This is a genomic window from uncultured Paraglaciecola sp., from assembly GCF_937123705.1.
Classification (GTDB): Bacteria; Pseudomonadota; Gammaproteobacteria; order Enterobacterales; family Alteromonadaceae; genus Paraglaciecola.
Genome location: NZ_CAKZKO010000037.1, coordinates 183,770 through 207,741, shown reverse-complemented (window position 1 = coordinate 207,741; position 23,972 = coordinate 183,770). Strand labels below are relative to the sequence as shown.

Sequence of the window (23,972 nt, the reverse complement as noted above, 5' to 3'; positions counted from 1 at the left end):
CTACTAATAACCTACTGCTTGATAATTTTAGCTACTATCTAGTCATAGCTTTATCTAGGCAATTATTTGAAAATTTATGTTTTGCAACCAGAGTGAGAATAAACGTGAAGAGCACACCAAGACAACAGTATCCATATAATCAACAAGGTGTAGGCATGATTGAAGTGCTGGTAACTTTGTTTATTTTATCAGTGGGCTTGCTTGGTGTCGCCTATTTGCAGTTTGTTGGCTCCTTTACTAACTCTGAAGCACTAAGTCGCTCCCAATCTGTGTTGGTTGCTCAACAGTTAACTGAACGTTTAAGATCTAGTGCGGTATTCTCACCCTTAGGTAAAGGATTAGTAGTGCATAACGATTATTTTGACGAAGACTTATATAATTTTGCAAATATGTCTTGTGCCAGTGGGTTGCCACATGCTTGTTACTGTATTGAGCGTCCCGTCGCAATCCCTGATTGCAATACACTCACTTGTACCGCAGCGCAACTCGCTGTATTTGATGCGTACGAGGTGTCCTGCTCAGCGGTTGCGGCCAATCCAGAATTAAAAATTAACCTAAGCTGTGAAGAAGATAAGAATGTAGCCGATACTGATTCTTGTAGCGTAGGCTCAAAGCATATTGTTATCTTAAGTTGGCCAGTAGAAAGCTGGCAAGGTATTGAACGAACCTTAAATGCTGATTGTAATGTTGATGAAACCCTACCCCATGACTGCGTTTCAGTGGATGTAACATTATGAGAAATTATGACAAACAAAGAGGTTTCACCTTAGTTGAGCTAATGATTTCACTGACATTAGGTCTGATTATTTCTGCTGCTGTCGTTCAGGTGATGATTAGTAATAATTCAACCGAGCGTTTAAATCGATCAATCGCATCTGTTCAAGAGAATGGCCGCTTTATTATCGCAAGATTACGAAACGATTTAATTATGACTGGACGTTACGATATGTTGCGCCCTGAGCTAAATAATGATGTTGATATAGTGGTTGAAGCCGCGTTTGCTCAAAACAACCCCATCCCAGTGTTGGGAGACTTTTCTAATGGCCTTGATAAAGGGGCTATAGAAGGGGCGGGGGTGACTAGTGATACCTTGATGGTCACACTGCAGGCAAGTCAGGACTGTAGAGGCGCGACTCATGGTTATGCACTCAATGAGGAATTTTTGGTAGTCAACGAATATTTCTTAGAAGGAACTTCGTTAAAATGTAAAGGATATAATGGCAGAGTGTTAAGGGGGCAAGAAGTGTCAGTTGAGGATGATGATGCTTATACATTGTTAGATGACGTCATCAGTTTTCAGGTTCAATATGGCATTACAGATAATATTGCTTCAAAAGACAACTCTGCAAGGCCGGTGAAATTTATCGACGCAGACACCTTAGGCGCTGAAAAGGCTGCAGGCGCCTTAGTGGTGGCTATTCGCATTGCATTATTGCTCAAAGCGGATTCTGAAGTATCAATCAGCCCTGTTCCTAGATTCAAACTATTAAATGAAGACCCGATACAACCATCTGAAGAGCGGTTGTACAAACAGTTTGAAACCACAATCACTTTGCGTAACAGCAAAAATTTCGCTCGAAGTAGAAATATATGAACTATCTATCTAAACACAAAAATTCTGGCATGGTCATGGTATTTTCTTTACTAATACTCATGAGTCTCACCATCTTGGGGGTGTCTTCTGTCTCAAGTAGCTTGATGCAAACTAAGATGGCCACATCCATGGAAAAACGCTCACTTTCATTTGATGCAGCAGAATCAGCTATCGCTGCTGTTATGTTTGAATCTGAAGATGAAGCGCTTCTTAGTGACACAGCAAGAGACGACCCATTGTCAGCCGCAAGATCGGGAACCCTTTTAGACCTAGGGGCGCAAGATTTGAGTTGTTTTAATGACGAAACTTGGACCAACAGGATCCTGACTAAAAATGGTTTAACAAAAAATACCCAACATATCATTCCAGGAAATTACACCGATAAACCTGTGGTGCAAAGTTGGTCTCGTGCGGCCTTTGTCCGTGAGCAACCATGTGTTGGCTCAAGCAACGTAATAGGTGGAAGTAATATCAGTTGTCATATCTTTATTGTAAGAGGGTGTGGGCAAATGGACGATAGTAATTACGCAGTGGCAAATTCTGTCAATGCATCAGTGTTTGCGCCAGCAACTCAATAAGTGGTGTTTATCATGAAAAATATTAACAGAATTTTAGCAATAGGTTTAGCGACGAGCTTGACCATCTTTAGCCAGCTAGTAAGTGCCGATGACACCGAAATATACCTTGGCAATGCAGGTAATGAGGTCACTTTTAATCCAAATGTACTCTTTATCATGGATACGTCGGGTAGTATGGGAGGGAAAGATGGTGGCACTCAGTCCAGAATGTTGCGTGTGCAAAATGCCCTAAAAGAAACCCTTAATTCCGTCACTAATATCAATGCTGGATTAATGCGTTTTTCAGATTTTGGTGGCCCCGTTTTATATCCCGTTAGACCCATAGATGATCCTGTTTCTCCTGAAATTATTACTTCTATTTCACAAGACACTGATGATGCCTATGAAATATCGTCATCGGTTAATACCTCCAGTAATAGACTAAAGTTATCAGACGGTACCAATACAGTGACCTTAGGTCTTCGTTATCAAGATCTAAATATACCTCGAGGAGCAGTAGTAACCCGTGCCTATATTCGATTTAGCTCACATGAGCCAAATCTCGGCGCAACAGACTTAACGTTTAGTGGTGAGCTGGTTGGTGATTCAACGACTTTTAGCAACACCAATAATGATATATCGGATCGAATTAAAACCACGAATTCAGTGCTGTGGGATACAGATAATAACTGGCCTGAATCCGGTGACACCTTAGTATCCCCTGATTTAAGCAGTGTTATCCAAGAAATTGTTGATCAAGCAAGTTGGTGTGGTGGTAACGCCCTAAATATTTTAGTTGAAGGCCAAGGGCTAGGGGCCAGTAGTGCTCGTGTGTCACCTGCATATGAAGACGGTGAAGGTCTCACTCCACAACTAGTAGTGGTATACGATGATACAACGGCAACGGGTTGTGTGAAGGGTAAGTTAAGTTATCAAGTCGATTCACAGAAAAACAATGCCGAAGAGCGTAATGATGGTTATGAATCTACAGGTACAGAGTTGTCATTTAAAAGTACTTCGAACAAGTATATCGGGGTTAGATTTAGGAAAATCGGGTTGCCTCAAGGTGCGACTGTTAGCAATGCGTACTTGGAGTTTACAGCGAATACCAATAGTTCCACTTCTACTGCTAGTTTTAATATCTCTGGCGTGAATCAAAATGATCCTAGTAGTTTTAAATCCTACCCTAGATATTTGTTACGAGATAAACCAAAAACGGCATCTGTTGCCTGGACTGGCATCCCCCAATGGCTTAAAAATGATACCTATCAGAGCCCTCCTGTAACTAGCATTGTTCAACAAATTGTTAACCGCGGTGGTTGGAATATTGGTAATGATATGATGTTTGTTTTCTCCAATTTTGTCGGGTCTCGCGGCGCCTACACTTATAACGGAAAGCCATCATCTACCGTTAGATTGGTCATAGAATATGAAGGAAGTGCTACACCTGGTAGTACCTCAACCGTACGGGAGCATCTTGTCAGTCAGGTTGATTCTTTAAGCGCCAGTGGACAAACTCCTATAGTGGATACCTTGTACGAAGCTGCCAGTTATTATGGTGGTCTACCTGTTTATTATGGAAAAAAACGCGGTGAATCCACTGTTTCAAATACAGTTCGTCAAAACACCCGTGTAAGTCATAGACTGTCTTATGTTGGGGATGATTCGGTTTTACCTTCAGGTTGTACAGTTGAAAATTTAAGCAGTAGTGATTGTAAAAATCAATATATTCCATCAGGTGCTGACTATATCAGTCCAATAACTGATCAAGTTTGTCAAACTAACAATCACATCGTTTTGTTATCTGATGGGGTCGCAAATAACAATCATAGTGTGACTGAAATCTCAGCCTTGCTAGGGAAGTCCTGTAGCGGTTCTGGTGGTGAAAAATGCGGTGTGGACCTTGTTAAAAATATTAGCGATGGTGATGATTCTAAAATAGATGCGCGAGTGTTCACCCACACAATTGGCTTTGCGGCAGGCGCAACGGCCAACTCCTTTTTAAATAACTTAGCGATTAACGGTAATGGTGACTTCTACACAGCTGAAAACTCTGAGGACTTAGTGGGTGTTTTCCAGTCGATATTAAAAACCGTGAAAGATGTAAATGCCACTTTTGTGTCACCAGGTGTGGCGGTAAACCAGCTTAACCGATTGACCCATAATGATGAGTTATATTTTGCATTATTTAAGCCAGCAGAAGGGGCGATTTGGCCAGGAAATGTTAAACGATATCGATTAGATGGCTCGGATATTATGGATAAGAATGGCTTAAATGCGGTGGACAGCGTAACTGGGTTCTTCAATGATAGCGCTCACAGCTTTTGGTCTCTTTTAGCAGACGGGAATGATGTTCGAGAGGGGGGAACTGCGGGTAAAATGGGGTTACCTCGTAGTGCCTATGCTTTTGATGGCGTGGGTACCATTATTAAAACTGCAAATCTATTACATGAAAACAACACTAGCTTAACTGTGGCAGACTTAGCTGTAGGTGCAACGGCTAATCCTAACGCCACCCGCGAAACCGTATTGAAATGGGCGCGAGGTGTTGATGTTAAAGACGATAACGCTAATGGCAGCACAACTGACGCAAGGAAAACTATGGGTGACCCTATTCATTCACAACCTGTCATCGTTAACTATTCCCTGACCGACAGTGCGGTGTTTGTGGCCACTAACCATGGTTTCTTGCATTCCTTTGATCCCTCAACAGGGGAAGAAAACTTTGCCGTTATACCAAAAGATTTACTAAATAATTTGCATGATCTCTATCTCGATAATTCGACTTTCTCTCATATTTATGGATTAGATGGAGATATGGTTTTAAGAACAGTGGGTAGCAACATATATTTGTATGTTGGTATGCGCCGTGGCGGTAACAACTACTATGCTTTTGATATTACGAGCAAAACTAATCCAAGGCTGATGTTCAAAATAGCGGGCGGAACCGGTGATTTTGCAAACTTAGGGCAAACTTGGTCGAAACCTACAGTGACCAAGATTAAAGTAGGTGGCATTAGTAAAGATGTATTGATATTTGGTGGTGGGTATGACGAAGATCAAGACAATAAATTACTTAGAAGTCCTGATTCGGTTGGTAACTCTGTGTTTATTGTTGATGCAGATACCGGTCAGTTGTTATGGTCAGCAAGTGACGAAAACGCAGATTTAAACTTACCTGAAATGGGCTACAGTATTCCTGCAAGGATTTCTGTTATTGACCGCGAAAATGATGGGCTTGCCGATCATATGTATGTCGCAGATATGGGAGGTCAATTGTTTAGGTTAGATATTCACAATGGTGAATCAGTAAGCAATTTAGTGACAGGTGGGCTCCTTGCTAATTTTGGTGGCGATCTCCAAGAAGATAACAGACGCTTTTTCTATGGCCCAGATGTATCTGAGATCAGTCTAGGTAGTGATCACTATTATGCGGTCGTGCAGGGTACTGGTTACCGAGCTCATCCATTAAATACTGTAATCAGTGATCAATTTTACATGATAAAAGATGAAGGTGTATTTACACTGGATATCAATGGAAACTTTGCCCTACCTGCTACGCCATTAGGATTGGGTGATCTGTATGATGCTACCGATCATCTTCTCACATCCTCAGATAGCGATGTGCAAGAATTAGCTCACGATGAATTTTCCGAAGCTCAGGGTTGGTACATTAGACTAGGTACGGGAGGGGAGAAGGTTCTCGCCTCGCCACTGATTTTGGATTATCAAGTGATTTTTACCACTTACTTGCCAGCTACGGCTAGTGAAAGTGAATGCGCTCCGCCTACTGGTAACAGTCGTGCATACTTGGTTGAACTTATCAATGGCAACTCAGTTGTCGATCTAAATCAAGATGGTACTCAGTTACACGATGATCGCTTTGCACAGTTAAAGCAAACCGGAATAGCTCCCGATACCAAAATACTAATTGAAGATATTATTAAACCTATTATCTGCTTAGGAACTGAATGTGCGTCCACCGTTATCGATGTTGATGAGGATGGAAACAAAGTAGAATGTGGCTCAGACTTCGAGTGTTTAGCTGAGAATATTCACAGCTATTTTGAACGAGTACAAAAAAGCAGTTGGCAAACAGAAACGGAAAGACCATGAAAACAGTTCTAAATGTTACAAATAAAGCTCAAAAAGGATTTACATTAATCGAGCTAATGATAGTGGTCGCCATTATTGGCATTATCACGACTATTGCTTACCCTAGCTATCAAGGGTTTATGGTGGACACAAATCGTGGTGCGGCTCAAGCTGATTTAGTCAGCCTTGCCGCTGCGATGGAGCGACATAAAGCCGCTAGTTTTAGTTACCAAGGCGCGGCAGAATCAGCTGCTGATACGGGTAAGCCTGATATTTTTCATCAGCACTCGCCATCAGCAGAGCCCTATGCCAATCGCAAATATGATTTATACATCAGTGAAGCTTCAGGTAGTGCCTACCTGCTTGAAGCTAAGCCTGTATCGGGAACCCCCCAAGCCGGCGACGGTAATGTTGGTTTTTATAGCGACGGGCGCAGAGCATGGGATGCCAATAACAACGGTACCTATAATGCTTCAGAATTCTGTTGGAATTGTTAATAATCGCATTTAATTAGTGGATAAGTTTCACTCTACCAACTTGTCCACTTTCTAATCTGACTTTAATCCCATGGGGATGATTGGGTGAATTGGTGAGGATTTTCTGCACCACCCCTTCGGTCAAACTGCCGGTATTTTGATCTTGTTTTAAAACAATTGAAACCTGTGCGCCAATTTTTATATTCGCTCTTTTTGTGCCTGCCATTTTTAGTCCCTCGTTTTTAGTTTTACATCATTGTTTGTTGCATTGACTACTTGTTCATTCAGCGACTTCCCATGGGATATTACGCTCTTCTGTCATGCGCTTAAATTAGAATTGTATTTTGTAATAGACAAAAAACTAGTCCACATGAATGCCCAAATGATGTTTGTTCAACCGAAAACCAAATCAATCGTGAAGACGTTACTTATTTAATACATATTGATTGAGTTACAAGTCATTAAGGTTTGCGGTCTATTTAGCGCTTACGCTAAAAGTTTGGTAAATATCACTGTCATTTGTTTCTGACGACTTTTGACTAATTAACACAATGTCTCCTTTGATTGAAAAATGCCCTATTTGGCTATTTAGGGAGGTGAAGGGTTTATCTGAACCATTTTTGTAGATCTGAAGTTGCTCCTGATGCCTATCGAAAACCGCAATGTATTCTCCACTTTTCTTAACGTTAAACTGCCTGCCATAAAAAACGGATAAGTTTTGCTTTGCTAGTTTTAAAGGTGTTGGGTTTTCTCCTTGAAACCATTTGTTATTTTGGTCAACCCACAACCAATTCTCTGGCAATGTATCGTATTGAATGCTTTTCCACTGGGGATCAAGACGCACCATAGAATTGTCATTCAAATTAAATTCAACCACTTGCCAGACCGAGCCCAACTTCATACTAAAGGCAACGTGATGAGGTGATTTAAATGACATTCCTCGAAATTCCTTCTCGGGTAAGGTCAATACATCGGCCTCACCTGTGTTCAGATCAATGATGTGAATACCATTCAAGGTCAGTGCCGCTACTTTCATTTCATCCGGCGACCAAGCCAAATCTAAATAGTGTCGGCCATCTGCAAATTGCGTGACTTTTTTCTTGTTACTTGTATCTCGATCATACAACCACAGTTCTTCATTTCCCGACGTTAAACTAATATAGGCGACTCGATTCGCAGCAGGCGACAGCACAGCTAATCTTTCGTCGAAAGTGTCATTTAGTATCGGCTGCGTTTGGTGTGCACTTATAACGTATTCATTTACGTTCAAGTCGTAATTAGCTACCGAAAACGCATAGTCGATGCCATTGCTATGTCGTTCAGGTCGATGTAGTTGTTGAGGGCCGGCAAATATGACTGTTTCATTGCTACCATCAAGATCATATTGAATGATTTCACGGGCTGGATGTTCGCCCATTAGCACAACGTGTTCACCATCATGTGACCAAATGCCACAACAAATATAGGCGTTAAGCTTAAACAGAGAACGTAATCGCTGGGTATCTAAATCCAACTGATAAAACCCTTCCCACTGTTGTTCATCTGGAGAGGATATCAGTAATTTATTTTGAGTTGGATGTACGTCAAATTGATTATTCCCGCCTATGTGAATATCTGGCTGTGGAAGCCACTGAGTTTTATTTGATTCAAGATCTAATGAATAAAGAGAATACGGTTTTCCTACCTCTGGAGATTCAGAGAAGATAAGCAAATTATCAATGTGAGTGAATTTAATGGCACCATAACTTCCGGGGTTACAGGTATATATTAATGTCGGCTCAGACATGACTAAGCCATTGAAATCGCGAATAAAGTACTGACAACTTTCTTTAGTTGCCACTAAATATACGAGTTTGGTGCCAGTATCGTTCCAATTACCCGGGCCAACTCCTTCGCCGACACCATGAGTTACTTCAACTTGTTCGCCAGAAAAAATGTTTTTTACGTACAGTTTGAACCTTTCACCGTCATGATTCATGTAGGAGAGTCGTTCGCCGTCAGCAGCAAAACTAGGAAAATACTCACTACCTTTATCTGATGTGACCGCTTTTGCAGAAACAATAACTTTAGGACTGGCATGATTTGAAAGCGCAAACCACACAAGGGTAACAATAGTGAGTAACGCCAAGGCGAGTAAACAGACTTTATAATATAAAGGTGGCACAGTTGATGTGCCACTCTTTGTATGGGGATTTGACTGTTCTTGAATAGGCTTAGCGTCTGCTACGAATTGATATCCCCTTTTGGGGACAGTAACAATAAATTCAGGATTTCGAGCATTATCCTGCAATACTTTTCTGAGCTTAGTAATGAGCTTACTGACTGTATTATCGCTTACGTAACGACCATGCCAAACAGCCTCAAGCAATTGCTCTTTACTGATAATTTGATTTTGATGCTGGCAAAAATATGCTAAAAGTTCGCACATCATGGGTTCTATTTTCAGCGTGTTTTGCTCGTTTGTTAACGTCTGTTGCTGTTCATGGAACACAAATTCTTTAATTTTCCAGCTCATATATACCTATTGATTCTGCCGCGCAGCCCTTTTAAATTAAGGCGGTCATAAAAAGTCATAACTTTTCATTTCATTGTCAGGACTTTAAGTCGTCAACATCATACGGTGTGACCAATATTTATTGCGAACTATAGAAATGGAAAAACAAATGAAACAATCGAGTCTAACAACAGTGGCGATCTATTTGGTCATTATCTTACTAAACTTATTACAAAATACCTATGCTACAAACAATCCAGAATATCCAGTGCCCAGCATTATTGCTGAAACCGAATTAACAACTGTTGAAGATGTCGATCGTATTTTATCTTCAGAGGCGTTTAAAAGTGACCTAAAGTCATTTGCCAACAACCTTACAAGGGATGAAATTGCACAGCAAAGTATGTTCAATAAAATTGCCTTGTTGTCGCTACGTGGTGAGTTTGGGTTAATTTCAAGCAATATCATGCAGCAGGGCAACACATTGGAATTTTCCCATTACGAAATGTTTCATCAAACGCGCATCGCCCTACGTAATGAAAAGGTATCGAAAAAACGTTTTGCGCTAAAGGCGAAAGAGTTAATCCAGCGAAAATTTGAAAAGCTTAATGACGAGGTGTTTGTACAAATGTCTTTGGCTCTGGGTTGGTCGGTTTCAGGAGCCAAAGACTATGCGTTTAATGTATACAAACAGCTGCAAAATGAAGCGGAATTATCTCAAGAAGCCATGATTAATATTGCCGTCAATACCCATTTATATCACGTGCTACAAGTCATCATCCCGGTTTCTAATAAAATATTAAAATTAGAGCAACAACGTCGCTTTGTTATCCAATCGGATGTGTTGGTGAAGTTAAAAAATGGTACTGAGCTATCAACCACAATTGTACGAAGTCGAGGTCAAAATAAGCCCAATAGCACAGCGTTACAGTTTACCATTTACGCCGATGAGGGCGCCCATATTAAAACCGCCATGCATGCCGCAGCGCACGGATATATCGGTATTGTAGCCAATTCTCGTGGTAAGCGTTCAAGTCGTAATGAGATGGTACCTTGGGAGCACGAAGGAAAAGATGCGTCTCAACTAATTAATTGGATCACAGAGCAAATATGGAGTAATGGTTCAGTGGTTATGTACGGAGGGAGTTACAATGGCTTTACTCAGTGGGCAACGGCTAAATATATGCCTAAAGGTTTAAAAGCGATAGCACCTTATGTTGCGGCAAATCTTATTACAGGCTTACCCTACGAAAACAACATTGCTTTAACCGGCAACTTTGAATGGCCATTGTTTGTTACGAACAACAAAACGGTCGACAACAGTGTTTATAATGATTGGCAGCGCACCGACAGCATAGTAAATGAGCTTTATACTAGTGGTCGTGCAATAGTTGATATCGATAAAATCGCCCAAAAGCCAAACCCTTGGTTACAAAAATGGCTGGCACATCCAGAAGATGACGCGTTTTATCAAAACATGGTTCCGCATCAAAAAGATTACCAACGAATTAATATTCCAGTGCTCAGCATTACTGGTTATTTTGAAGGAGGTCAAATATCAGCACTTAACTATCTGCACGAGCACTATAAATATAACCCCAATGCGAACCATGCGCTTTTAATTGGCCCTTATAATCATAGGTCTGCACAAAACAAGCCCGGTTCACATCACAGTAATTACGAGTTAGACCCTGTGGCGCTTGAAAAAGATACAGATGAAGTAGTCTTTGAGTGGTTTGATCACGTCTTATATAACAAATCCAAGCCAAAGCTCGTGCAAAATAAAGTGAATTACCAAGTTATGGGCACAAATGAGTGGCGGTTTGCTGACTCACTACAAGCACTCAATCAACAAGCATTGAGTTTTTATATTCAAGACAAAAAAATGAATCACGAACAAAATTATCAGCTGGCACAAAAACAGTCCTCAAAACCTAATGAGTACATCGAACAGACTATTGATATGGCTGATAGAACAGAGCAAAGAAATCGCGCACCCTGGCCTGTTATTCAAAACAGTATTAACAAACAAGGGGGGATTCAAATTGAAACAGCTGTACTAAAGCAAGACATGGAACTTAGTGGCGCGATTACGGGTTTTTTTGATATTGCAATCAATAAAAGAGATGTAGATATTGGCTTTAACTACTATGAAGTAACCACTAATGGTGACGTATTTCATTTAAACAATTACCGAAGTCGCGCCAGTTACGCAGATGATATGAGTAATAGACGCTTACTGATCCCTAATGAAAAGCGCCGAGTTCCTATTGTTAATGCACGATTTACATCTAAGTTGATTAAAAAAGGTAGCAAGATTGTTCTGGTCCTAAATGTGAATAAGAACGTCGATGCGCAGGTAAATTTAGGTACAGGGAAGGGAGTAAACCATGAGCATGTTTCTCAAGCGGGCAAAAAGTTGAAGTTAAAATGGTATTTGTCTTCCCAAATTAACCTACCGCTGAAGCTTAATCACCTATCTCAAAACAACGATAGCTTGTAGCTGCAAGCATACGAATATTGCTCATTACAAAAGCCAGCCGTTACGTAGTGTTGCAGTTGGCTTACTCTGCCTTGTGTCAATTTACATAAGTCATTAATCGTACCTGTATTTTTGCGTATTTACGGGCAATACACGCATCTTACCTATGGCAAACTTTGCGTAGTTAGATAAACAGTCAATTGAATTAGCTACAATTCGGTTACTTAGTGAGGGTAACTGCTATAGTCTTTGGCAACTTTATTTCTTCAAGCCGATAAAAATGAATCACCCCAATAATGAAGATGATAAAATTAAAGTGAGTTCAAAAATTCAAGGTGTGAGCCAGTTAACCATAGATGCGGTAACGGCGATTACCGATATCGTTGAATCATTGCATAGCCGTATAGATCCTATGAGTGGGAGCTCGCAAGGCAAAAAGGAGCAAGTTTCAGGCATAGGAGGGCTGGTTTATCATAACGTTCGCCAGATAACTAAGATGGTTGGCAAAAACATCGATAAACCGTTAGCTATATTAAGTAGCGTCATAAATTCTCAACCCGACTCTCAACAAAATCACAACTTATTGTCAGCAGTCAATGGTGTGTTAGGAGATTACTTAGAGAGTAGCGACAATTCTCTTGCGATAAAAATGCAGTTTCGTGTAAACGGGCAAACTTTGGATAGATCGCAACTTTCAGCTATCGTTGAACGAAGTCGTGGACAGTTACTTATTATGGTTCACGGTTTGTGTATGAATGATCTGCAATGGAATTACAAAGGTCAGGATCATGGTGCACAGCTCGCTAAATCATTAGGCATGGACGTGCTGTACTTGCATTACAATACTGGGCGTCACATCTCAGATAACGGCAAGGACTTCGCTGAATTACTTGAGTCGTTAACAACTTTTTCGGATAAGCCTCTGCAACTTAATATAGTTGCCCATAGCATGGGCGGGTTAGTTTCTCGTAGTGCTTATCAGGTGGCACAGAGTACAGGCTATAACTGGCCTGATTCGCTCAAAAAGATAATGTTTTTAGGGACACCTCACCATGGCGCCGCGCTGGAAAAAACAGGCAATTATTTAGATCTTATATTGGGCTCTCATTTTTATACCGCACCTTTATCGAGTTTGATAAAAATTCGCAGTGCGGGCATTACCGACCTGCGTTATGGCTATATACAAGAGTCAGACTGGTTAGATAAAGACCGTTTTGAGTTCACCGCAGACCAACGCAGTCCTGTGCCTTTACCTGAAGGTGTGCAATGTTATGCCATCGCTACCAGTACTGGGAAAACAACCCAACACCTATTAGGAGACGGCTTAGTATCAATTGATAGTGCCTTAGGTAAACACAAAAATGCAGAGTTAGACTTGGGATTTCCTGAATCTAGGCAATGGACGAGTGCCAATATAAACCACTTGCAGATGCTGGGAGATCAACAGGTTTACCAGAAGCTACTGACTTGGCTTAGTAATCAATAAGCTTGCTGATTGATGCTGTAAATTAGAGCCCCCTAAAAACATGTTATTCAATGTTATCTTTAAACTCATATCAGTAGTCATCTCATTTTGACTTTAGATGAAGTAATATTGAACAGTCTGCTATTTTATGATTGGCACATGAAGACGCCAAAGCGAATAACGATGTTTCTAACAAAGCAAGTTCTCTTTGGGTTTGCTGAATTCGCTCTAGTTGTTTGGCAATAATTTCATCCACTAATGAACACGAAGCTTGAGGATTTTGCTGTACATCAATCAGCTGTCTTATGTGATCAATAGCTATATTTAATTCTCGGCAGCGACGAATAAACACCAGTGTTTCTATATCCTTTGGCTGGTACAGACGATAGCCATTATCATTTCTAATTGCAGGAGCAATTAGGCCAATCTGTTCGTAGTAGCGGATCGTTTTTGTTGGCACCTTTGACGCACCAGAGAGTTCACTTATTTTCATCTTGACCTTCCAGTCACTATAACCTTTATACTTCAGTATATCAGTTGCCCATAAATTTATTCGATAGAACCTGACTATGTATTCAATATCTCGATCCACCTTGTTGTGTGTGCTTCTTGGCACAACTACTGTTAGTTATGCTGTTCAAGACATCACTTCCGATTCAAACATTCGAAATACCCCCGCACTCGAACTTTCCCAGCAGCAACATGATGACGAACATGACGAACATGACGAACATGACGAACATGACCATTCTGAAGCAATCGAGAAAATTATTATTCAAGCCACTCGTTCCGGTCGAATTGCTGATGAACAGCCCATGCGTGTAGAGCTTATCAACCGAGAAGAAATACTAGAAAAAGCTACCATGCGCCCGGGAAACATTTCAATGTTAGTCGCAGAGACTGGCGGCGTGCGGGTGCAAACTACTTCTCCAGCATTGGGTAGCGCTAATATTCGACTGCAAGGAATGTATGGACGTTATACCCAATTATTGGCTGATGGTTTGCCACTTTATGGAAATCAGGCCGCATCAATAGGATTGCTGCAAATACCACCAACTGATTTGGGCCGAGTTGAAATTATTAAAGGTTCGGCATCATCTTTGTATGGCGGATCTGCGTTAGGGGGAGTCATTAATTTGGTGTCAAGACGACCTAGTGAGAAATTTAATGCTGAGACCTTGCTTAACCTAACGACTCGTGATGGACAGGACATCACCACCTACGCAGAATCCCCCTTAAGCGATTCATTAAAGGGGTCCTTAACAGCTGGGGCCAATCATCAAAAAAGTGAGGATATTGATAACGACGGCTGGATTGATTTGGCAGGTTACGAAAGATATACCCTTAGACCCAGACTTTTTTGGGAAGGGGAAAATGGGGAAAGCCTCTACGTGACCACTGGGTATATGACTGAAAATCGTGAAGGGGGAACCCTAGAGGGTAGTATCGTTGCTGACGGAGAGCCATTTCAACAATCTCAACACTCCCGCCGAAACGATGGTGGACTGGTATACACCTTGCCAATATTAAAAGCGTTTACCTTTAGTACTAAGGTGTCTGCTATGGTGCAGCGCCATGAACACCTTTATGGTGATGTTAAGGACGTTGATAAACACCAAAGTTATCTATTTGAAAGTAGCCTGTCTGGATACAGTGACAACAATGACTGGGTCATAGGCATGGCCTATCAGTCTGATATTTTCCAATCAAATAGCTACCCTGAGTTTGAGTACTCTTATGAGGTTCCCGGAATATTCGCACAATTAGACTACGAAGTGTCACATCAACTAACAACGTCTTACAGCGTGCGAGTTGATCAACACAGTGAGTATGGCACTCAAATTAGTCCCAGAATTTCCTTACTCTACCGCCCGGGTGATTTAACCATACGAAGCTCCTACGGTCGGGGATTTTACGCACCAACAGCATTTGTAGAAGAGATAGAAGCAGCAGGACTTTCTAGACTTGAGCCAATGCAGGATTTACATGAAGAGCTTGCCGAAACAGCCTCGTTGGACTTCACTTATAAGTTTGAAAATATTGAAACCAGTCTGACATTGTTTGGCTCGAACGTTGACAATGCGACAGAGCTCGACGCTTTTTCATCTGCCAGTAACGGAGTATTGGATAGGGTCAGGTTGATTAACGCCAAAGGGGAAAGTCAAATTCGCGGCTCTGAAGTTTTGCTACGCTACTATTGGAAGGATATCAAACTAACGGCGAGTTATTTGTACTTAGATGCGACTGAACAAGGGAATGATAATGAGGACAGGAAAAAAATGGCTCTGACGCCGCAACATTCTGCTGGCTTTGTTGCCATGTGGGAACAGCATGGCAACTTTCGTGCAGGTTTTGAAGCCTATTATACCGGCTCACAAAGTTTGCAGAATAATCCTTATCTTGATGATTCAAAACCATACTGGCACTTAGGCCTTATGGGAGAAATCACCCTTGGACCTGTCAGTTGGTTTATCAACTTTGAAAATTTACTGGATGTGAAACAAAGCGATGAACATCCACTGCTTTTACCTATTAGAGCATCAAGCGGCCAATGGACGACAGACATCTGGTCGAGAAACGATGGGTTTATTGCTAACGCTGGCGTCAGAGTTAAGTTCGGAGGTTAACACTAAACCCATAGATACCAAAAGAGGCTCCAAGCCCACCTTTAACCCTTTGTAGCATATTGGATTTTATTTAAAAAATGACCGAGTCTGGTTCTATGCAGACTCGCGTTATTCAGTTTTATCCTTAAACTCACACAAGTCTTCAATAATACAAGAGCCACAGCGGGGTTTACGGGCGATGCAAGTGTAGCGACCATGCAGAATTAGTCAGCGATGCACGTCTACTTTAAACTCCGCCGGACCCACCTTTAAAAGCTTTTGTTCTACTAAGTCTACGTTTTTACCCATGGCAAATTTAGTGCGGTTGGATACGCCGTCGATGTGGGTGTCTACGGCTATAGTTGGCCAGCCAAAAGATAATTAAAGTAGATGTTCATATTAACGAGTAAACATTAATGTGTGTTATGTGGTTGGTTACGTCAAAATAGACACTCTCTTAAAATGTTACTTACCAATTAGAAAAACTTATTATGTCTGACTTGATATGTTATGCTTCGAAGTGTAGTAAAGTATATCAAAATGTAGCAAAGTGTAGTGGGTGGGTCCTTTGGGTATAGTAAAAATTTCAGATGAACTTCATGAAGAAGTTAGGAAAAACAGCTCGGTAATGGAACGTTCAATAAACTCTCAAGCAGAGTTTTGGATGAAAATTGGTAGAATTGCAGAACAAAATCCAACGATGACATACGAACAAATTATTGAACGAGAGAAAAAAAATCAAAACATTTCAACTATGAAACTTATCAATGAATAATATCAAAACTCGCGAAGAAATTTCACTTATGCGTAAATCGGGTCGATTACTAGCTGAGGTTTTCAATGAGTTAGATAGATTTGTTGAGGTTGGCAAATCAACGTTAGAAATTAATGACTTTGTAGAAGATTTTATTGTTAATAAGTTGAAAGCTAGGCCAGCTAGTAAAGGGCAATATGGATACCAATACGTTTTAAATTCATCAATAAATGAGGTTGTCTGTCACGGAGTACCTTCGGAGGCGAAAAAGTTAAAGAACGGCGATATAGTTAATATTGATGTCACCTTAGAAAAGAATGGGTTTATTTCTGACAGTAGTAAAATGTATTGTCTTGGCAAGGTTACACCACTTGCTAAAAGACTGGTCGATGTTACTTATGAAGCTATGTGGAAAGGCATACAGACTGTAAAGCCTAACTCGACAACAGGTGATATAGGGAATGCTATACAGAACCACGTTGAAAAGTATGGTTACAGTGTGGTTAGGGACTACTGTGGGCACGGCATTGGTAGGGAAATGCACGAAGAGCCTCAAATTTTACATTTTGGTAAACCTGATTCTGGCATCACCTTAAAAGAAGGTATGACTTTTACTATTGAGCCTATGGTCAATCAGGGATCTTATAAAACCAAGACCAAAAAAGATGGATGGACAGTGGTCACTCGAGACAAAAAATTATCTGCTCAATGGGAACATACTATTTTAGTTACATCTGACGGCTTTGAAGTGCTTACCCTCAGAGATAAAGAGCACTTTTAAGGCAATAATTAAAGTCTTAACTTCTAGTGTGGTAATTGCCCTAGTTATCTCCAGATTCAATTGTTACTAAATGGTAGCGTTTGACTATTCAGTCTTATCCTTAAACTCACACAAGTCTTCAATAATACAAGAACCACAGCGTGGTTTGCGGGCAATACAGGTGTAACGCCCATGTAGGATAAGCCAGTGGTGCACGTCTACTTTAAACTCTGCGGGGGCTACTTTAAGCAGTTTTTCTTCAACCTTGTCGACGTTTTTTCCCATAGCTAATTTGGTGCGATTCGATACTCTGAAAATATGGGTATCGACCGCTATAGTAGGCCAGCCAAAAGCGGCAGTATCGTTGTTGATAAAACCAATCATATAATTGTGAAAGAGTAGGTTATTGCAAAAAGTATTTGTTGGCAATTCATGCTACTAACACTTTTTAAGATGCTCCTATAATCCATGGTGCAGCGTTATTCCACCACTCAGATCGGGCTATCCAAGCAGCAGATATTTGTAAAGGCAAAAGTATGGCAATACATGTAATGGTCGCTTTATGAAGGCGCCCCAGAGTACGAAAGTCATAGAGTGCCAGAGCAATTAAAAACGGGGAAAACACTAAATATACAACAATGTCCAAAGTAAACGGGTCAAAGTTAGGGAGCTTTAATGTCCAACGTGTTGCTGCGGGAATCACTAGACAAAGCGCGGCGGTAAAGGTTAGGCGTCTATGCCATTCTTTGTGTTTTGTGACTAGTAATATAGACGCTAACATCAGTAACGAAAACAGACTTATATCGACTATGTTGTACCAAGTGAACTCATAAGGAGCGTCAAAACCGCTAGCAATCCTTAACTCAGCAGCTCTTTGAGCCATCCAATAGCCCAGCAGAATGACAGCACCTGTCAACGTAAACCCCAGCATGCCGAGTTCACGGTGACGTGCCATTTTGCCTCGTATGGCAAGTTGAGTCTGCAATACATAGAATCCAATCCAAGCAAAAAACGCAACACCATGCACATGGTGTATCAGCTGAAACTGTTTTGATGCGGTAACAAGCGGTATATAATAGGTAAGCGGAAAGCTTAGTACCACAATAATCGCCATGACAATGGCTGACCATGCAAAAAAGACATTAGGTTTGGATGAAGTCGACAACGCTCTTTTTCTAGTTTCCATATTGAGTCCATGTTTCCGTTAAGTTAACTGCCTTATTCCGCCTGTTCAGAGCTACCTAGTCGAAAGGCTATAATTTGCGACATACGGACAGTTAGGACTTTAGAATCTAAGATATCAAAGTGGTGTTGAGATAACTACTTTGAATTCATGTTATTCGGTTTTATCCTTAAACTCACACAAGTCTTCGATAATACAAGAACCACATCTAGGCTTTCTGGCAATGCATGTATACCTGCCATGTAGTATCAACCAATGGTGCAGGTCATACATAAATTCAGTTTTGTTAGGGGTGTTCTTAATGATGTTTTGTTCGGTTTCTTCAACCGTCTTTCCTTTGGCATAACCCGTGCGATTAGCGACTCTTTGAATGTGCGTGTCGACCGCTATGAAGTATCTACCTTCATTATCTTTTAGCCAGCCAAAAGCGGTATTGAGTACCACGTTAGCGGTTTTGCGGCCTACTCCTGGCAGGGATTCTAAGGCCTCCCTGTCTTCGGGTACTTGGCCGCCATGTAAGTCCACTAACATTTGGCAGGTTTTTAGAGTGTTGACGGCTTTAGTATTAAATAAACCAATGGTTTTAATGTATGACTTTAAGCCATTCAACCCCAAATCTAATATTGCTTGTGGCGTGTTGGCGACTGGGTATAACTTAGCAGTCGCTTTATTTACGCCTACATCGGTAGCCTGAGCGGAGAGTAAAACTGCGATCAATAATTCAAAGGGTGAACTGAAATTAAGTTCAGTAGTAGGATGTGGATTGTCGTCTCGTAACCGAGTTAATATTTCTAAACGTTTGGTTTTATTCATTTTATTATCGTTTAATTCTCTAAAGGAGCTAGAAGCTCTTAGGTCTCGGTGGTAACCCGTGCCCGCTGTACCACTTTTTCTTCAGTTTTAGCGGCAAATAAACGTTCCATATGACTATCTAATACATTTTTAAGGGCTATCAACAGGCCCATACATAAAAATGCACCGGGTGGTAAAATCGCTAATAAAAATGGGCTTTCGGTTTCAAATACGGTGATTTTTAAGCTAGTTGCCCAGTCACCTAACAATAGGTTAGCGCCGTCAAATAAGGTGCCGTAGCCTAATAACTCTCGCATTGCGCCTAATAATACCAGCACTACAGAAAAACCTAATCCCATCATCAAACCATCAAATGCGGATTTACCAATAGTATTTTTAGAAGCATAAGCTTCGGCCCGTCCGATAATGGCGCAATTAGTCACTATTAGTGGGATAAAAATGCCTAATGCTTGATATAGGGTAAAAGTATAAGCATTCATCAACAGCTGCACTATGGTCACAAAGGCGGCGATGATCATCACAAAAATGGGGATACGGATCTCACTTGGCACCCAATTACGTATGATTGAAACAGTCGTATTGGAGCCTATCAGCACCAGCGTAGTAGCCAGCCCTAGGCCTAAGCCATTGGTGATAGTGGCGGTTACCGCAAGTAAGGGACACAGACCTAATAATTGTACTAAGGCGGGGTTGTTCTTCCATAGCCCTTGCCAACTTAATTCTTTAAATTCATTCACTAGCTTCTACCTCTTGAACAACAGAAGCATTGATAACCGCACTGTTAGAGCATGCGTTGTCTGCTTCAAATATAGCGGCCTGGTTGGCGAGATAATACTCTGCACTATGCTTGACTGCTTTGACTACTGCTCTTGGCGTAATGGTGGCGCCAGTAAATTGGTCAAACTGTCCGCCGTCTTTTTTAACCGCCCAAATGGATTCATTGTCTTGATGATAAACTTGTTGGTTGAAGTCCAGTACCCAGTCGTTGATCCTCAAATCTATTTTGTCACCTAAGCCCGGTGTTTCTTTGTGCTCCAGCACCCTGACACCTGAAATGACGACTGTGTTCTCTGGTGTTTTAGTTAGCCCAACAACCAAGTGAATTTTACCGTTGTAGCCATCAGTTGCAGTGGTTTCTATGGCAGCGGCGACGCTTTTTCCTGCTTTGCTGGCACGGTATATGTGCTGTGGCGTATCTGAGCCTAATAGCTGATTTGATGTGAATAAGGCGCAATCTAGGTGAATAGCATTGTCATAACTGTTTTTATCAATAACGGCATTTAGAATGGATAACAATTTTTGTTGTTGCTGGCGAGCTATTTGATCTTTGGTACCAAAGTAGGTCAACGCAATTAGTCCAGTTGTGACTATGGCAAACAAGGCTAAAATGAGTCCATTTCTAATCATAGTTTGCTGGATGTTTGTTGTCATGGCTGGACCTTGTTTGCTGATTTTGCCTTGTTGCTGGCATGGCCATAGGTACGTGGGCGGGTATAATAGTCAATCAAAGGTACCGCCATATTCATGATCAATACTGCGAAGGCTACGGCATCAGGGTAACCGCCCCAGGTTCTTATCAAGTACACCCATATACCAATAGCTGCGCCAAAAATTATTCTACCTTTATTGGTTGTCGATGCCGATACCGGGTCGGTGGCAATAAAGAACGCACCAATAATAATGCTACCGTTGAATAAGTGAAAAAGACTCGAAGGATGTAAGTCGGCATCAACCAAAGACATCAATAGCGCGCAAATACATAATCCGGCAATCATGCTGAGGGGAATATGCCAGTTAATGACTTTTTGTTTCAGTAAAAAAAGCCCGCCAAGTAAATAACCTGCTGCAATCCAACTGGATGCCACTCCAAGCCCTATTATGACACTATCAAATATGGGAAACTCAATTGTTTCTGAATATGTGAATCCTTGAGCCAATCCGGTTTTAACGGTATCGAGCCCAGTCGCCATAGTTACGCCATCAAACCCGGTATTTAGCTGCGTCAGGCTAAAGCCTTCGACACTGAATTCTGTAAATATAGCATTTACGTCATCCATAAAATTATGGCTGTACTGCGCCAAGTCCATAGGGGGTAACCATTGAGTCATTTGCACTGGAAATGAGACCAAGAGCATCACATAAGCCGCCATGGCAGGGTTAAATACATTAAAACCCAGACCGCCATACAATTGTTTGACTATGGCGATCGCGAAAAAAGTCCCTATCACCACTATCCACCAAGGTGCGAAAGGAGGAATGCTAATGGCCAGTAATATGGCCGTTAAGATGGCACTATTATCTTTTATAGCGCGCTCGAAATCACGTTTTCGTATTTCTAAAATGGCCGCTTCTGTAACCACAGCTGTCATAACGGCTAAAACTATCTGAATGATAGTGCCCCATCCAAAGAACCAAGTTTGCAATAAAATGCCAGGTATCAACGCAAACATAACTAATCGCATCACTTGGCCGGTACTGCGGCGAATATGTTGATGAGGAGAGCTGGCTAATCGAAATGTCATCAGGATTTATCTGCCTTATTCATTGCGGCTTTTTCAGCCGCTTTTTTGGCTTTGGCTTTCGCTACTGCCGCGGCTATTTTGCGTTTTTTTGCTTCTATTTGTTGTGCTTGTGTTGGCTCTTCAGATATATCAGGCTGCGAGTCTTGCCCTTTTGAAATGGGCTTGGGAGTCGAGGTGTCTTTCGAGTTGGCCGCTTTTTGTGCTTCTCGTTTTGCTTTCGCTTTTGCTACAGCCGCCGCTATCTTAGCTTGTTTGTTGTCAGTTGCTTCTGGTTGTTTGCTGGTTTTCGCCAACACTTTTTTAGTGGTGCTTTTTGGGATAGATGCGGGTTGCGTGCTTTTTTCTTGGGTTGCCTTATCTTCAAGCTGAACTTTACCTTTGCTTGCGACAGGGCTAGTTGTGTCGTTTGAACCTTGAGAGGCTAAGTCTGAATCAATTTTACTGGTTTCTGCCGCTGCCTTTTTGGCTTTTGCGCGGGCAATGGCTGCTTGCACCCGCTGATTTGAACTCGCCGCCTTTGAAGGTGTATCTGTACTTTGTTTATGCTCTGATGAAGTGTTTGTGACGACCTCAGATGGCGCTACTGACTGCTCGTTCGGCGAGTCGGTTGATTGTTTCTTAGCTTTTGCTCTGGCTAAAGCCGCTGCAATTTTGTCTTTGGCGTTGCTGCCATTAGTTGCCATGGCTTGTTTTCTAGCCTCTGCTGCTAAACGGTGCTTTTCGTCTCTGGCTTGCTGTTCGGCGATCAACCGAGCTTCACGTTTTTCAAATCGCACTCTTGCTTTATCAGATTTTTGTTTTTCGTCCTGCTCTAATTTAATGTCAGACTTGGCAATGCGATAATAGTGAACCAGAGGAATTTCGCTAGGACAAACGTAAGCGCAGGCACCACATTCAATACAATCAAATAGATTGTATTCTTGGGCCTTATCTAATTCTTTTGCTTTGGCATGCCAAAATAACTGTTGTGGCAACAAGCTGGCAGGGCAGGCATCGGCACAAGCTCCACAGCGAATACAGGGTTGTTCGTTGTTATGAGAGATTTCGTTGTCGTTTGGCGCCAAAATACAGTTTGTGGTTTTTACCACAGGTACTAAGTCACTGGTGAGGCTAAAGCCCATCATAGGGCCGCCCATAATAATATTGGCTTGTTTCTGGCGCTCTGGTTTGAATTCAGTATGGTTTAAAAGGTGTGCAATAGGGCTACCAATCATGGCCCAAAAATTACCGGGCTTTGTTATGGCTTCTCCTGTGACAGTAACCACTCGTTCAACTAATGGTTTGCCTGCAAACACTGCGTCTGCAATAGCAAAGCAAGTCCCCACATTGTGCATGATTACGCCCACATCTATAGGCAAACCGTTAGCTGGTACTTCTCTGCCCGTTAGCACCTGAATAAGTTGTTTTTCTCCACCAGTAGGGTATTTAGTTGGCAGATCACACACTCTATAGTTGGGGTTTTCGCGACAGGCGACTTGCATCGCTTCTATGGCTTCGGGTTTGTTAGCTTCAATACCAATTATGACGTGCTTGGGCTCCAGTAGATGGCACAAAACGTCTATTCCCTGTCGAACTTGCCAAGCATGTTCGCGCATTAAACGATCATCAGAGGTAATGTAGGGCTCGCACTCAATGCCATTGATAATTAAAAATTCGACGTTTTTCTTGGGTGATGACTTTATATGAGTTGGGAAACCCGCGCCGCCCATGCCACTAATGCCGGCTTCACATATAGCCGTGAGTAATTGCATTTTAGGCTGATTTTGATAATCAATGAGTGGGCTCAATTCGGTCCAGGTATCCTGTTGATCACTGGTTATTTGCACTGTTAGCTCGGGCAAACCTGACGGATGTGCGGAGACATGGTTATGAATAGCAGTGACTTCACCAGACGTAGGGGCATGTACGGGCACCGCAAATGGATTCATACTTTTGGTCAAGGCTTGGCCTTTAAGTACCTTTTGCCCTAACTCAACTATTACATGACCTTCAACGCCAATATGCTGTTTAACTGTGACATATAGCTGCTCAGGAATGGGGAGCTTTGCAATGGGTATTTGATTCGACAGGGTTTTACGCTCTGCAGGAAACACGCCACCAGGAAAATCCCATAGCTCATGATTGTTTAGTTTTTCAATAATGTTGTCGTAGCTATTATGCATGGTATTAAT

General features: G+C 41.7%; 19 protein-coding genes and 2 pseudogenes. 10 read left to right on the top strand and 11 right to left on the bottom strand.

Features of this window, described 5'->3' with window-relative positions:
• Positions 1–104: 104 nt before the first annotated feature.
• The 5 genes from Q0688_RS05980 to Q0688_RS05960 are packed head-to-tail and all read left to right on the top strand — an operon-like array spanning position 105 to position 6,743.
• A complete protein-coding gene (locus Q0688_RS05980) occupies positions 105–737 on the top strand; it encodes a prepilin-type N-terminal cleavage/methylation domain-containing protein (protein ID WP_299074115.1) in 633 nt (210 codons plus the stop codon).
• On the top strand, positions 734–1,594 hold the full coding sequence (locus Q0688_RS05975) for a PilW family protein (RefSeq protein WP_299074113.1): 861 nt from the start codon (positions 734–736) through the stop codon (positions 1,592–1,594). Before Q0688_RS05980 ends, Q0688_RS05975 begins: the two co-directional genes overlap by 4 nt.
• A complete protein-coding gene (locus Q0688_RS05970; protein ID WP_299074111.1) occupies positions 1,591–2,172 on the top strand; it encodes a PilX N-terminal domain-containing pilus assembly protein in 582 nt (193 codons plus the stop codon). Before Q0688_RS05975 ends, Q0688_RS05970 begins: the two co-directional genes overlap by 4 nt.
• Before the next feature lie 12 nt (positions 2,173–2,184).
• Positions 2,185–6,267 carry a PilC/PilY family type IV pilus protein gene (locus Q0688_RS05965; protein ID WP_299074109.1) on the top strand — a complete coding sequence of 1,361 codons (4,083 nt, stop codon included), beginning with the start codon at positions 2,185–2,187 and terminating at the stop codon, positions 6,265–6,267.
• The gene (locus Q0688_RS05960) at positions 6,264–6,743 is read left to right on the top strand and encodes a type IV pilin protein (RefSeq protein ID WP_299074107.1); all 480 of its coding nucleotides are present in this window, start codon (positions 6,264–6,266) and stop codon (positions 6,741–6,743) included. The genes Q0688_RS05965 and Q0688_RS05960 overlap by 4 nt, the downstream gene beginning before the upstream one ends.
• Before the next feature lie 13 nt (positions 6,744–6,756).
• On the opposite strand, the gene Q0688_RS05955 is transcribed toward Q0688_RS05960, so the two are convergent.
• Both Q0688_RS05955 and Q0688_RS05950 read right to left on the bottom strand, forming a co-directional pair.
• Entirely contained in the window at positions 6,757–6,948 is a 192-nt protein-coding gene (locus Q0688_RS05955) for a YwbE family protein (RefSeq protein WP_299074105.1), read from the bottom strand.
• 249 nt (positions 6,949–7,197) lie between these two features.
• Entirely contained in the window at positions 7,198–9,237 is a 2,040-nt protein-coding gene (locus Q0688_RS05950) for a winged helix-turn-helix domain-containing protein (RefSeq protein ID WP_299074103.1), read from the bottom strand.
• 148 nt (positions 9,238–9,385) lie between these two features.
• Between Q0688_RS05950 and Q0688_RS05945 the strand changes: the two genes are divergently transcribed.
• Together Q0688_RS05945 and Q0688_RS05940 are read left to right on the top strand one after the other, a co-directional pair.
• Positions 9,386–11,719, top strand: a complete 2,334-nt coding sequence (locus Q0688_RS05945; protein WP_299074101.1) for a CocE/NonD family hydrolase — start codon at positions 9,386–9,388, stop codon at positions 11,717–11,719.
• Between the two features lie 259 nt (positions 11,720–11,978).
• Positions 11,979–13,184, top strand: coding sequence for a hypothetical protein (locus tag Q0688_RS05940; RefSeq protein ID WP_299074099.1), 1,206 nt, complete (start codon positions 11,979–11,981; stop codon positions 13,182–13,184).
• Positions 13,185–13,266: 82 nt separating this feature from the next.
• Here the strand turns inward: Q0688_RS05940 and Q0688_RS05935 are convergent, their stop codons facing one another.
• Positions 13,267–13,656, bottom strand: coding sequence for a MerR family transcriptional regulator (locus Q0688_RS05935; RefSeq protein WP_299074097.1), 390 nt, complete (start codon positions 13,654–13,656; stop codon positions 13,267–13,269).
• A gap of 76 nt (positions 13,657–13,732) precedes the next feature.
• Between Q0688_RS05935 and Q0688_RS05930 the strand changes: the two genes are divergently transcribed.
• Positions 13,733–15,790, top strand: coding sequence for a TonB-dependent siderophore receptor (locus Q0688_RS05930; protein WP_299074095.1), 2,058 nt, complete (start codon positions 13,733–13,735; stop codon positions 15,788–15,790).
• A 108-nt stretch (positions 15,791–15,898) separates the two neighbouring features.
• Here Q0688_RS05930 and Q0688_RS05925 read toward each other — a convergent pair.
• Positions 15,899–16,159, bottom strand: a pseudogene (locus Q0688_RS05925) (endonuclease III); the annotation flags it as partial.
• Between the two features lie 178 nt (positions 16,160–16,337).
• Here Q0688_RS05925 and Q0688_RS05920 point away from each other — a divergent pair.
• The gene (locus Q0688_RS05920) at positions 16,338–16,544 is read left to right on the top strand and encodes a ParD-like family protein (RefSeq protein ID WP_299074093.1); all 207 of its coding nucleotides are present in this window, start codon (positions 16,338–16,340) and stop codon (positions 16,542–16,544) included.
• Positions 16,537–17,304: a type I methionyl aminopeptidase gene (gene map, locus Q0688_RS05915; RefSeq protein ID WP_299074092.1), complete on the top strand. Its 768-nt coding sequence runs from the start codon at positions 16,537–16,539 to the stop codon at positions 17,302–17,304. The genes Q0688_RS05920 and map overlap by 8 nt, the downstream gene beginning before the upstream one ends.
• An 84-nt stretch (positions 17,305–17,388) precedes the next feature.
• Here the strand turns inward: map and Q0688_RS05910 are convergent.
• The 7 genes and pseudogenes from Q0688_RS05910 to rsxC all read right to left on the bottom strand — a co-directional run.
• Positions 17,389–17,637 (bottom strand): annotated as a pseudogene (locus Q0688_RS05910) (endonuclease III); the annotation flags it as partial.
• A 94-nt stretch (positions 17,638–17,731) separates the two neighbouring features.
• Positions 17,732–18,469 carry a hypothetical protein gene (locus tag Q0688_RS05905; RefSeq protein WP_299074091.1) on the bottom strand — a complete coding sequence of 246 codons (738 nt, stop codon included), beginning with the start codon at positions 18,467–18,469 and terminating at the stop codon, positions 17,732–17,734.
• Between the two features lie 150 nt (positions 18,470–18,619).
• Positions 18,620–19,279, bottom strand: coding sequence for an endonuclease III (nth, locus tag Q0688_RS05900; RefSeq protein WP_299074090.1), 660 nt, complete (start codon positions 19,277–19,279; stop codon positions 18,620–18,622).
• A 38-nt stretch (positions 19,280–19,317) separates the two neighbouring features.
• Positions 19,318–20,016 carry an electron transport complex subunit E gene (locus tag Q0688_RS05895; RefSeq protein WP_299074089.1) on the bottom strand — a complete coding sequence of 233 codons (699 nt, stop codon included), beginning with the start codon at positions 20,014–20,016 and terminating at the stop codon, positions 19,318–19,320.
• Positions 20,009–20,710, bottom strand: coding sequence for an electron transport complex subunit RsxG (rsxG, locus tag Q0688_RS05890; RefSeq protein WP_299074088.1), 702 nt, complete (start codon positions 20,708–20,710; stop codon positions 20,009–20,011). Before rsxG ends, Q0688_RS05895 begins: the two co-directional genes overlap by 8 nt.
• Entirely contained in the window at positions 20,707–21,801 is a 1,095-nt protein-coding gene (rsxD, locus tag Q0688_RS05885; protein ID WP_299074087.1) for an electron transport complex subunit RsxD, read from the bottom strand. The genes rsxG and rsxD overlap by 4 nt, the downstream gene beginning before the upstream one ends.
• On the bottom strand, positions 21,801–23,963 hold the full coding sequence (gene rsxC, locus Q0688_RS05880; protein WP_299074086.1) for an electron transport complex subunit RsxC: 2,163 nt from the start codon (positions 23,961–23,963) through the stop codon (positions 21,801–21,803). The genes rsxD and rsxC overlap by 1 nt, the downstream gene beginning before the upstream one ends.
• Positions 23,964–23,972: the final 9 nt, after the last annotated feature.